Below are 9,647 nucleotides of genomic sequence, written 5' to 3' on the forward strand. Positions count from 1 at the left end.
CAAAGCTGCGCGCCGGAACGGGCCGCGCGCCGCGATCCATGAGCCTGGCGCATAGCGGTTCCGGCACCGCGCCGCTCTTGCCGCCCGCGCATGGCCAGTGCAAGCCTTTCGGAGACGATCCCTGGGGAGCACTGCATGGCCGCTGATCTGTCGCTGATCGAGAAGAGCGCAACCGACATCCTGAAACTTCTGAAGAAAGACGAGGTCAGCCCGCTCGATCTTCTCGACACGCTGGAAGCGCGGATTGCCGCCGTCGACGGCAAGGTCAACGCATTGCCGACGCTGTGCTTCGACCGGGCCCGCAAACATGCCAGGGCGCTGATGAAGCGGCCGAAGGAGGGCCGTGGGCTGCTGATGGGCATGCCGGTGCCGATCAAGGATCTGACCGACGTCGAAGGCGTGCTCTCGACGCAGGGCTCGCCGATTTTCGCCGACCATGTGCCGACCACGTCGAATATTCTCGTGGAAAACCTCGAGGCGCGCGGCGGCATCGTCTACGCCAAATCCAACACCCCGGAATTCGGCGCCGGCGCCAACACGTTCAACGAGGTGTTCGGCCGCACGCTGAACCCCTACAACACCAAGCTCTCGGCCGCCGGCTCGTCCGGGGGCGCAGCCGTGGCGCTCGCCACTGGCCAGGCCTGGCTCGCGCATGGTTCGGACATGGGCGGTTCGCTGCGCAATCCGGCGAGCTTCTGCGGCATTGTCGGCATGCGCCCTTCGCCCGGCCGCGTCGCCACCACGCCGGGCACCAAGATCGACGCCTCCCTCGGCATCGAGGGGCCGATGGCGCGCACGGTGGCCGATCTCGCCCTGCTGCTCGATGCCATGAGCGGCGACGACCATCGCGACCCGCGGTCTCTGCCCGCCCCCCGCCGCAGTTTCCGCGCCGCGCTGCGCTCGGGCTGGAAGCCGAAACGCGTCGCCTATTCGCCGGATCTCGGCATTACCCCGGTCGATCCGGAAGTGAAGGAGATCACGCGCAAGGCGGCGGAGCGCTTCGCCGGCGCCGGGGTGACCGTGGAGGAAGCCCATCCCGACTTCTCCGAAGTGCATGAATGTTTCGGCGTCTTGCGTGCCTATGCCTTCGCGGTCACCAAGGCCGAACTCCTGCGCACCCATCGCGACAAGCTGAAGCCCGAGGTCATCTGGAACATCGAAAAGGGCATGCAGCTCACCATGGCCGAGCTCGCCCGCGCCGAGGCGCAGCGCCAGGCCATGCTGCAGCGCGCGCTCGCCTTTTTCGACAGCTACGACCTGATCCTGACGCCGGCGACCATCGTCGCGGCCTATCCGGTCGAGCAGCGCTATGTCGCCGAATGCGACGGCTTCACCTTCCCCGACTATGTGCAGTGGCTGTCGATCGCCTATGCTTTCACGACGGTCTCGAGCCCGGCCTTGTCGCTGCCCTGCGGCTTCACCCGCGACGGCCGCCCGGTGGGGCTGCAGATCGCCGCCCGGCCGCATGGCGAGGACCGGATCCTGGCCGGCGCCAAGATGCTGGAGGACGTCCTCGGCCTCGACACGGTGAAGCCGATCGATCCGCGCGGCTGAGCCGGCGGTCGATGCCGTCCCCGGCCGCGTGGCCGGGGATCGTGAACGCGACGCACCGACGTGCGTTCAGTCCGGCGACGGCTTGCGCCGGTTGGCGGAGCGATGGCTGCATCCATGTTCTGGCCATATGGTCATTCCAGGAGATGGCCATGAAAACCCCGGTGATTGGTCTCGGTCACGAAACCGCCCGGCGCTATGGGCGGATTCGGGGCTGCCCGGAGCGTCGGGGCGCCGTCATCGGCGCCGACGATACCTGGATCGCCGCCCAGGCGCCGGCAACCGTTGCGGCGCCGTGACCGACAACCGACGCCAATTTGGCCGGGTACCTGGCCCGCGCCTCGAACACTGGCTGCAGCCATCCGGCGGTTGAGCGGGCCTGCCCGCTTCCGGTTCTCGCTTCGGCCGGCTAAAGTCGGTCCATGACGACACGAATGACGACACTGCCGTCCGGCCTCACCGTCGTGACGGATGCCATGGCGCATGTGAAGACCGCCGCCGTGACCGTGATGGTCGGGGTTGGCGGCCGCGACGAGCGCGCCGACGAGCACGGCATCAGCCATCTCCTGGAGCACATGGCCTTCAAGGGCACCAGCCGGCGCACAGCGCGCGGCATGGCCGAGGAGATCGAGGCGATCGGCGGCGACCTCAATGCCGCGACGTCCTCCGAGAACACCGCCTATTTCGCCAAGGTGCTGGGCGAGGACCTCGATGTCGCCGGCGACATCCTCTCCGACATCCTGACCGATCCGCTGTTCGAGCCGGGCGAGCTCGCCAAGGAAAAGAACGTCATCGTCCAGGAGATCGGTGCGGCCGAGGATTCGCCCGACGACGTCGTCTTCGACCATTTCGTCGCGGCCGCCTTTCCCGGCCAGCCGCTCGGCCGCACCATTCTCGGCACGCCGCAGGCGGTGCGCGGGGCGACCTCCGACAAGCTGCGCGGCTATATGAGCCGCTCCTACAAGACCGCCAATACGGTGGTCGCGGCCGCCGGCGCGGTCGACCACGACCGGGTGGTGGACCTGGCGGCCGAGAAGTTCGCACCTTTCGGTTCCGGCTCGGCGCCGGCCCATGACCGGGCGCGATACGGCGGCGGGGTGCGGACGGTCGCCCGGCCGCTCGAGCAGACCAATGTGGTCATCGGTTTCGAAGGGGTCAGCTTTCGCGATCCCTCGATCTATGCGACGGGGGTCTTCACCAACCTGCTCGGCGGCGGGCTCTCCTCGCGGCTGTTCCAGGAGGTGCGCGAGGAGCGCGGTCTCTGCTACGAGATTCATTCCTTCCACTGGTCCTATTCGGACACCGGCCTGTTCGGCATTTCCGCCGGCACCGACCCGAAGGATGCCGGCGAGCTCATCCGCCTGACGCTCGACATCCTGCATGCCACCGCGGCCGGTGCGACCGAAGTCGAGGTCAACCGGGCCAAGGCGCAGATGAAGGTCGGCCTGCTCGGCGCGCTGGAAAGCTCCTCGGCCCGCACCGACCAGATGGCGCGGCAGATCCTCGCCTTCGGCCGGCTGATCGATCTCGACGACATTGCCGCGCGGATCGAGGCGGTGACGATCGAGGACGTCCGCGCGGCGGCGGCAAAGCTCGTCAGCACCTCGCCGATCAGCTTCGCGGCGATCGGTCCGAAGCGCGGGCTCGACAAGCTCGGGCAGCTTGCCGAACAGTTCCGGCCGTCGTGAGTCCCTGGCTTGCGCGGTCTATGGGACGATCGGCCGCATGGCGGCGGTGCCGGGGAGCTCTCGGCACGATGCCTGCGCGTGCCCATGACGGAAAGGCGGCTCGGCGCGCCGCGCTGCGGGCGGGCCGCTGACATGGCGGCACGCCGCGATCCGGTCTTCCGCCTGCCCGGCGATGCGTCGCGGGCCGATCTCGCGCTGCTGCGGATCGCCGCCGTCACCATGGTTTCGGACCGCGCCCTGTTCGATGCCTGCCGCGCGCGGTTGCGGGCGCTCGACTATGCCGAGATCTTCCTCCGCTTCGAAACGCTCGACGGGTTTCGCCGGGAGCTCTCGGCGGGGCTGAAATGGCGCGAGCAGTTCGGTTATGCACCCTGGACCGGCAATCTCGACGCCCTGAACGACGGTTTTCGCGATCCGCCGAGCTTCAGCGGCAGCGGCGGGCTGGTCGTTGCGATCGACGGCTTCGACGCTCTGATGGCCGCCGAGCCCAGGACGGCGACCGTCCTGCTCGACATCATCGAATGCCAGTCCCGCAATCATCTCCTCTACGGCCGCCGCCTCATCGCGCTGATCCGCAGCGATGCGCGCCAGCCGCTGGCGCGTCTCACGTTCGGCGGCCGCGGGCCGAACTGGCTCGCGGCCGGTTAGCCCGCATGGGCCGGCCGAACCGGCGCCATGCCGCCTTTCGCGCGTGCCCGGGGGTGGGCCGCCTTGCAATTCACTCTCGACCGTGCGGCGGCGGAGAGGCATTCTTAAGACGGAAGACGATGAGACTCGCGACAGAGCGCCCCGCTGCATGAACACCTCTCCCGGCCGTCTCCTGCTGCTGCGTGCCGTGGGCCTGGCCTACGATCCGCCGGAGCCGATCGTCGGACCGAAGGTGACGCTGCGCGTGCCCGACATGAGCGACTACGAAGCCTGGGCAGAGCTGCGCGGGGCGAGCCGCACCTTCCTGGTGCCCTGGGAGCCGGCCTGGCCGGCGGACGATCTGACACGCCAAGCCTTCCGGCGGCGGGTCGCGCGCTATCGGCAGGACTGGCGCGAGGACCAGGGCTATGCGGTGTTGATCCACCGCAATTCCGATGACGCGGTGGTCGGCGGCATCACGCTCACCAATGTCCGGCGCGGCGTCGCCCAGACGGTCTCGCTCGGTTACTGGATGGGCGAGGTCTTTGCCGGCCAGGGTTATATGAGCGCCGGCGTGCGCACGCTGATCCCCTATGTCTTCGGGCCGCTCGGCTTTCGGCGCATCGAGGCGGCCTGCGTGCCGCACAACACCGCCTCGGTCGCGCTCCTGGAGCGTGTCGGCTTCACGCGTGAGGGGCTCGCGCGCGAATATCTGTGCATCAACGGCACCTGGATGGACCACCTTTTGTTCGCGATGATCAAGGGCGATCCGCTCGGTTGACGCGAGCGGCCCGCAGCGGCCCGGGGGATCCCGTCAGAGTCCTGACACCGCCACGCCGATCTCGGTGATCCACAGGGCCACGGCGGTGCCCGCCGTGTACCAGCCGAAGGTCGAGGCCGCCTCCCGGTTGGCCTTGCCGATCAACTGGCGGGCGACCTGGCGGGGCGGGCGTTCGTCGCGCTTCAGGCCGTTCCAGACCTCGGTGCATTCCACCTCGCGCGTCGGGGCGCGGTCGGCCCGCACCATCAGCACGGCGGCGACCAGCGTGAAGCCGATCGCCCCCGCCTTCAGCGCCATGAGCGGGCTGTCGGCGAGGGTGAACATCACGCCGATGACGGCGAGCACGGCGAGGCCCGTCTCGCGGGCCGCCCAGGCGAATGACAGTTCCCTGATCCGATCCATTGCAGTCCTCGTCGGCCAGACCATTTGCCGGGGACAAGCATGCTGCGCTGCAGCATCGCCTGCAAGATCGGGAGAGTCCTTATACGAAAGTATTAGGAAGAAAGTATGATGACGGAGGCCTGCCGGCGCCGCCTCAGTCGACGATGAAGAGCCGCGCGCCCTTCGGCGCGCGCGAGCGATGTGCTTCGGCATTGTCGGCCACCTGGTAGCTCATTCCCGGCGTCAGCATGAAGACGCGGCCGTCGGCGAGCGTCGTCTCCAGTTCGCCCTCCAGGCAGAACAGGACATGGCCCTTCGAGCACCAGTGGTCGGAGACATAGCCTGGCGAATAGTCGACGAGCCGGACCCGGATCGGATTGTCCGCCGGGCCGAAAGTGCGCGTGCGCCACAGGGCGTGGCCGGCTTCGCCGGCATGCCGGGTCGGCTCGACCTCCGACCAGGCGACGGTATTGAAGGCAATGTCGGTCATGCGCATGGCGGCACCTCGCAAGGGGACAGGGCGCCGCCAGGATAGGTCAGAACAGATGGATCGTCCCCGGCGCGAACAGCGCAATGGCCATGAAGCCGACGCCGATCAGGCCGAGGCCGCCGGCGAGCCAGGCGAGCGCGAAGGCGCCGGTGATGACGGTCGCGGAGGCGAGCACGATGCCGATCTGGAACGCCGCCGAGGCCACCTCGAAATCGTGATAGGCCTTGTATTTCTTGTCGCGCTTGGCCTCCGCGGCGATCGCCCGGGCCGAAAGCTCGCGCCGGCCCTCGCGGGTTTCCGGCTCGCTGTCCCAGCGCTGGGCGGTGGCCTGCCAGGCCTCGATCTGGCGCGTCATCGCCGCCTTGGCGGCTTCGTCGGTCAGCGCGTTGCGCGTTACCGTCATGTCCTCGGCGGCGGTGCGCACCGTGGTCATCCGGATCGTCTTGGCCTGGAAGAAGGCCCAGAGGTTGGAGGCTTCGACATTGGCGTTGATCGCGTCGGTCTGCGCGCTCTTCGCCGCCGTTTCGGCGAGCGCGAGCAGCAGTGCCATGACGGCGATCAGCAGGGCGATCTTCTTGTTCGAACCTTCGATGTGGCCGTGTCCGCCGGACATGGGTGATTCCTCAAAAGGACCAAGGACGAGGCAACCGTGTGCCGTTTCGTAAGGTGTCGCGCAAGGGGAAGCGGCCTTTTGCCGCTTGCCCTTTGCCTTGACGCCCGGAGAGCCTAAAGAACGCTCATGACAATCTGGGGAAAACTGGGCGGCGCCGCTGCCGGCTTCGCACTCGGCGGGCCGATCGGCGCCCTTGTCGGCACGCTCGCGGGGCATTTCCTCCTCGACGAGGGCCTGCTCGCGCCCGAGGCGCGGCCGCCGCGCGAGACCATCGCCTTCACCGTCGGCCTGGTGGCGCTCGCGGCCAAGATGGCCAAGGCCGACGGCGTCATTACCTGCAACGAGGTCGATGCCTTCCGCCGGCTGGTCAGGATCGCGCCGGAGGACGAACCGCGCGTCGTCGCGCTGTTCGATCTCGCCAAGCAGAGCGTCGCCGGTTTCGACGCCTATGCCCGGCAGCTGCGCGATCTCCTGAAGGACGAGCCGAAGACACTCGAGGACCTGCTCGACGGCCTGTTCGGCATCGCCACGGCCGACGGCGCCGTGCACGAGGCCGAGCTGGCCTATCTCGCCGAGGTCGCCACGATCTTCGGCCTGAGCGAGGCCGAGTTCGAAAGCGTCAAGGCCCGGCATGTCGTCGGCGGCGGCGCGGACCCCTATCGTGTGCTGGGCGTTCCACCCGACGCCTCCAACGAGACGATCAAGACGCGCTGGCGCGCCCTCGTCACCGAGCATCATCCCGACAAGCTGATCGCGCGCGGCGTGCCGGCTGAAATGATTTCGCTCGCCACCGCGAAGATTGCAGCAATAAACGCCGCCTATGACACCTTGCGCAAGGCGCGGGGATTTGCATGAGCGGCGAAGACGGCAAGGATCGTGAGGGGCTGCGGCCGGATCTCGTGCGCGAGCCGCTGGCCGATGCCGGCGAGGCGGCGGTGCCGGTCGAGCGCCCGGATTCGCCGCTGGTCGCTTCGCTCTCGGCATCCCCCAATCACGACTGCCGCAAGGGCGTCAGCCAGGCCGACATGCTGATCCTGCACTATACCGGCATGCGCGACGGACTTTCGGCGCTGCACCGGCTGTGCGATCCGAGCCCGCCGCGCGTATCGGCCCATTACGTCGTGTTCGAAGACGGCGAGATCGTCCAATGCGTCGCCGAGGCGCGGCGGGCCTGGCACGCCGGCGCCGGGTCCTGGGAGGGGCGGGAGGATCTCAACTCCCGCTCGATCGGCATCGAGATCGTCAATCCCGGCCACGAATTCGGCTATCGCCCCTTTCCCGAGGCGCAGGTCGCCGCCGTCGTCGCGCTGGCCGGCGACATCGTCGCCCGCCTGGGCATCGCGCCGCACCGGGTGCTCGGCCATTCCGACGTCGCGCCGCTGCGCAAGCAGGACCCCGGCGAGTTCTTCCCCTGGGAGCGGCTGGCCGCCGAAGGCCTCGGCCTCTGGGTGCCGGCCGTGCCAATCACCGGCGGCAAGGCCTACGGGCCCGGCGAGGAAGGCCCGCCGATCCAGGCGATCCAGGCGCTGTTCGCCATGCTGGGCTACGGCATTGCCGTGACCGGCGTCTATGACGGCCTGACGCAAGCGGTGGTGACCGCCTTCCAGCGCCACTGGCGCCAGGACAAGGTCGATGGCATTGCCGACGGCTCGACCCTGGCGACCTTGCGGGCGCTGCTCGAGCGGCGCCGGCCGGAGCAGGGGGCGGACTGATGGTTCGGGCCATGGCCGCGCTGTCGCTTCTGGCCGTGATGGCCGCTCTCGGCGCGGCCGGCACGGCGGGGGCGCGCGAAAGGCGCTGCGGCTGGATCCACAACCCGACGCCGGCCAACTGGTGGCTGTTCGACGGCGAGGGCGAATGGACGATCGGCACGCAAGGCGGTTACCAGGCGCCTGGACTGGCGCTCATCCCCGATCTGACTCAGTCCGAATGGGTGGTCACCAATCGCCCCGCCTATGGCTATGGCTGCGGCTGCGCCGAGGTCGATGTCGATCGCCGCAACGGGCGGGTGAGCCGCATCCACGGCTTTTCCCAGCGCCCTCTCGCCGTCTGCCGGGCCGATGCGGCCTTGCCGAAGCCCGATTGAGCGCTCTGCCGCAATGACGGGCGCGGGATCTGTTGCGGTGAGGCCCGGCATGGCGCGTCTCGTTGCGATGCTCCTGGCGCTGCTGGCGGCTGGCACCCCCTTGCAGGCGGAGACCGCTGGCCTGCCGCCGGGTTTCGTGTACCTCGCAGCCGTCGATCCGACGATCCGCCAGGACATCCGTTATGCCGGCAGCTTCAATTTTCTCGGCCGGCCTGCGATGGGCTATCGCGCCGGCGAATGCATTCTGACGGAGCCTGCCGCGCGGGCGCTCGCCGCCGCCCAGGCCGAGCTTGCCGGCCGCGGCCTGACGCTCGTCGTCTGGGACTGCTACCGGCCGGCCCGCGCGGTGGCCGATTTCATGGCCTGGAGCCGCGGCGGCGCCGATAGTGGGATGGCGCCTGTCTTCCATCCGGCGGTCGACAGGCGCCGGCTCGTCGCCGAGGGCTATATTGGCGCCCGGTCGACCCATGCGCGCGGCTCGACCGTCGATCTCGGCCTTGGCGCCCGGAATGCCCCCGCGGGCCGGCGCGGCGAGGGCCCCTGCACGGCGCCGGCAGGCCAAAGGGTGGATGAGGGCACGCTCGACTTCGGCACCGCCTTCGACTGTTTCGACCCCCGGTCGGCCCTGGCCGATGGACGGATCGGCGCGAGCGCCCGTGCCAACCGGCTGCTGCTGCGCGATGTCATGAGCCGCCATGGCTTTCGCGGCTACGCGCGCGAATGGTGGCATTTCCAGCTCCGCGACGAGCCGTTTCCGACAGGCTCCTTCGACTTTCCGATTGTCGCACGGCCGCAGCGTTGAGGCCTTAAAAACGGGAACATCTTACCTACGGCGACCGTGCCATGCCTGGACTTTGGCCCCGGAACGCGCATTCTGAGCCTGCATAACCGGGAGAGTTTCCTATGACAGAGACTGCGCACACCGGACATTCCCTTGGCTCCCACCTCATTCCGCTCCGCCGCAACTGGGGCTGGCTGATGGGCGCCGGCATTATCCTGATCCTGCTCGGCATGGTCGGCCTGGTGCTGACCTTCCTGTTCAGCATTGCCAGCGCCCTGTCGTTCGGCGCGATGATGCTGGTCGGCGGCGGCGTGCTGGCGGCCGACGCGTTCCGCCGCGAGGGCTGGAAGAGCCGCGTCCTGATGCTCCTGGTGGCCCTGCTCTACATCATCACCGGCGCGCTGGTTTTTTATAATCCGATCTCGGCGCTCGCCGCGCTCACCCTGCTCGCCGGCTCGGCGCTGATCGCGGTCGGCATCCTGCGCATCATCATGGCCTTCCAGGTCCGGCCGTCCCCGGTCTGGGTCTGGGTGCTGATCTCCGGCCTGCTCTCGCTGGTGCTCGGCGCGCTCATCGTCGCGCAATGGCCGATGTCGTCGATCTGGGTGCTCGGCACCTTCCTGGCGATCGAGCTGATCTTCCAGGGCTG

13 protein-coding genes are annotated in these 9,647 nt (G+C 68.7%); 10 read left to right on the forward strand and 3 right to left on the reverse strand.

All coding sequences use genetic code 11. From position 1 onward, the window contains the following. Window positions 1-135 precede the first annotated feature (135 nt). The 5 genes from OZ671_RS28195 to OZ671_RS28215 all read left to right on the forward strand — a co-directional run bounded on the left by OZ671_RS28195 (window position 136) and on the right by OZ671_RS28215 (window position 4,647). A complete protein-coding gene (locus tag OZ671_RS28195; protein WP_268863794.1) occupies window positions 136-1,554 on the forward strand; it encodes an amidase in 1,419 nt (472 codons plus the stop codon). Between the two features lie 149 nt (window positions 1,555-1,703). After that, window positions 1,704-1,850 (forward strand): hypothetical protein, encoded by a 147-nt coding sequence (locus OZ671_RS28200; RefSeq protein WP_268863795.1) that lies wholly within the window; start codon window positions 1,704-1,706, stop codon window positions 1,848-1,850. Between the two features lie 123 nt (window positions 1,851-1,973). Then, complete coding sequence (locus OZ671_RS28205) at window positions 1,974-3,239, forward strand: M16 family metallopeptidase (protein WP_268863796.1); 1,266 nt, start codon at window positions 1,974-1,976, stop codon at window positions 3,237-3,239. A gap of 78 nt (window positions 3,240-3,317) precedes the next feature. Further along, window positions 3,318-3,887: a hypothetical protein gene (locus OZ671_RS28210; RefSeq protein WP_442957136.1), complete on the forward strand. Its 570-nt coding sequence runs from the start codon at window positions 3,318-3,320 to the stop codon at window positions 3,885-3,887. Between the two features lie 148 nt (window positions 3,888-4,035). Beyond that, window positions 4,036-4,647: a GNAT family N-acetyltransferase gene (locus tag OZ671_RS28215; RefSeq protein WP_268863797.1), complete on the forward strand. Its 612-nt coding sequence runs from the start codon at window positions 4,036-4,038 to the stop codon at window positions 4,645-4,647. Window positions 4,648-4,680: 33 nt separating this feature from the next. Here OZ671_RS28215 and OZ671_RS28220 read toward each other — a convergent pair whose 3' ends face one another. The 3 genes from OZ671_RS28220 to OZ671_RS28230 all read right to left on the reverse strand — a co-directional run bounded on the left by OZ671_RS28220 (window position 4,681) and on the right by OZ671_RS28230 (window position 6,131). Then, on the reverse strand, window positions 4,681-5,049 hold the full coding sequence (locus tag OZ671_RS28220; RefSeq protein WP_268863798.1) for a hypothetical protein: 369 nt from the start codon (window positions 5,047-5,049) through the stop codon (window positions 4,681-4,683). A gap of 133 nt (window positions 5,050-5,182) precedes the next feature. Further along, window positions 5,183-5,524, reverse strand: a complete 342-nt coding sequence (locus OZ671_RS28225) for a DHCW motif cupin fold protein (protein WP_268863799.1) — start codon at window positions 5,522-5,524, stop codon at window positions 5,183-5,185. Between the two features lie 40 nt (window positions 5,525-5,564). Beyond that, window positions 5,565-6,131 carry a DUF4337 domain-containing protein gene (locus OZ671_RS28230; protein ID WP_038304474.1) on the reverse strand — a complete coding sequence of 189 codons (567 nt, stop codon included), beginning with the start codon at window positions 6,129-6,131 and terminating at the stop codon, window positions 5,565-5,567. 126 nt (window positions 6,132-6,257) lie between these two features. Between OZ671_RS28230 and OZ671_RS28235 the strand changes: the two genes are divergently transcribed. The 5 genes from OZ671_RS28235 to OZ671_RS28255 all read left to right on the forward strand — a co-directional run. Next, window positions 6,258-6,986, forward strand: a complete 729-nt coding sequence (locus OZ671_RS28235) for a TerB family tellurite resistance protein (protein ID WP_268863800.1) — start codon at window positions 6,258-6,260, stop codon at window positions 6,984-6,986. Next, entirely contained in the window at window positions 6,983-7,843 is an 861-nt protein-coding gene (locus OZ671_RS28240) for a peptidoglycan recognition protein family protein (protein ID WP_268863801.1), read from the forward strand. The genes OZ671_RS28235 and OZ671_RS28240 overlap by 4 nt, the downstream gene beginning before the upstream one ends. Then, a complete protein-coding gene (locus OZ671_RS28245) occupies window positions 7,843-8,217 on the forward strand; it encodes a DUF4087 domain-containing protein (protein WP_268863802.1) in 375 nt (124 codons plus the stop codon). The genes OZ671_RS28240 and OZ671_RS28245 overlap by 1 nt, the downstream gene beginning before the upstream one ends. Before the next feature lie 49 nt (window positions 8,218-8,266). Next, window positions 8,267-9,019, forward strand: a complete 753-nt coding sequence (locus OZ671_RS28250; protein WP_268863803.1) for a M15 family metallopeptidase — start codon at window positions 8,267-8,269, stop codon at window positions 9,017-9,019. Window positions 9,020-9,120: 101 nt separating this feature from the next. Then, window positions 9,121-9,647: HdeD family acid-resistance protein (locus OZ671_RS28255; RefSeq protein WP_268863804.1), on the forward strand; the 527-nt coding region annotated here is incomplete at its 3' end.

Origin of the sequence: Phreatobacter sp. AB_2022a (genome assembly GCF_026847585.1) — a bacterium.
Classification (GTDB): Bacteria; Pseudomonadota; Alphaproteobacteria; order Rhizobiales; family Phreatobacteraceae; genus Phreatobacter.

What these genes read in the sequence shown, in the direction of transcription:
- OZ671_RS28230 (WP_038304474.1), bottom strand. Translation starts at nt 6,131, where the DNA reads ATGTCCGGCGGACACGGCCACATCGAAGGTTCGAACAAGAAGATCGCC.
- OZ671_RS28220 (WP_268863798.1), bottom strand. Translation starts at nt 5,049, where the DNA reads ATGGATCGGATCAGGGAACTGTCATTCGCCTGGGCGGCCCGCGAGACG.
- OZ671_RS28245 (WP_268863802.1), top strand. Translation starts at nt 7,843, where the DNA reads ATGGTTCGGGCCATGGCCGCGCTGTCGCTTCTGGCCGTGATGGCCGCT.
- OZ671_RS28235 (WP_268863800.1), top strand. Translation starts at nt 6,258, where the DNA reads ATGACAATCTGGGGAAAACTGGGCGGCGCCGCTGCCGGCTTCGCACTC.
- OZ671_RS28205 (WP_268863796.1), top strand. Translation starts at nt 1,974, where the DNA reads ATGACGACACGAATGACGACACTGCCGTCCGGCCTCACCGTCGTGACG.
- OZ671_RS28195 (WP_268863794.1), top strand. Translation starts at nt 136, where the DNA reads ATGGCCGCTGATCTGTCGCTGATCGAGAAGAGCGCAACCGACATCCTG.
- OZ671_RS28200 (WP_268863795.1), top strand. Translation starts at nt 1,704, where the DNA reads ATGAAAACCCCGGTGATTGGTCTCGGTCACGAAACCGCCCGGCGCTAT.
- OZ671_RS28225 (WP_268863799.1), bottom strand. Translation starts at nt 5,524, where the DNA reads ATGCGCATGACCGACATTGCCTTCAATACCGTCGCCTGGTCGGAGGTC.
- OZ671_RS28250 (WP_268863803.1), top strand. Translation starts at nt 8,267, where the DNA reads ATGGCGCGTCTCGTTGCGATGCTCCTGGCGCTGCTGGCGGCTGGCACC.
- OZ671_RS28215 (WP_268863797.1), top strand. Translation starts at nt 4,036, where the DNA reads ATGAACACCTCTCCCGGCCGTCTCCTGCTGCTGCGTGCCGTGGGCCTG.
- OZ671_RS28240 (WP_268863801.1), top strand. Translation starts at nt 6,983, where the DNA reads ATGAGCGGCGAAGACGGCAAGGATCGTGAGGGGCTGCGGCCGGATCTC.